Genomic DNA, 378 nt, shown 5'->3' on the forward strand with positions numbered 1-378 from the left:
ATGGGGGCACCCAGACGCACGGGCTTTGGCGGGGTGCAGCCTTGCAGCGAAAGGCCGCTGATCAACGTCAGCCACAGGACTCGAATCATGACTCTGGACATGTGGCGGGCTCCTGCATTTTTTGAGGAAAGTGAAACGGATAATCGGGACGCCCCGGATAAGTCGCACCGGCTGACACGGCTACTTGGTTGCAAGGTAAGAAGTGCACATTGACAAGCCCCAACTCCTCATACCGTGCAACAGGCACAACCGCTCGATGACGGGTGTACTTAGCTGCATGCAACTTATAAGCAGCCCGATAACCGTCAGTTCCGAGAGGAGGCCAATTCACGTAAGCATGCGGATCAGGATCCTTCTCCCACTCCACCACCACCGTCA

General features: G+C 56.3%; 1 protein-coding gene. It reads right to left on the reverse strand.

Annotated elements, in window-relative coordinates; all coding sequences use genetic code 11:
- Nucleotides 1–85: 85 nt before the first annotated feature.
- Nucleotides 86–373 (reverse strand): DUF3304 domain-containing protein, encoded by a 288-nt coding sequence (locus V6F78_RS22575; protein ID WP_332728365.1) that lies wholly within the window; start codon nucleotides 371–373, stop codon nucleotides 86–88.
- Nucleotides 374–378: the final 5 nt, after the last annotated feature.

Source organism: Pseudomonas sp. ESBL9, assembly GCF_036668715.1.
GTDB classification, from domain to species: Bacteria; Pseudomonadota; Gammaproteobacteria; order Pseudomonadales; family Pseudomonadaceae; genus Aquipseudomonas; species Aquipseudomonas lundensis.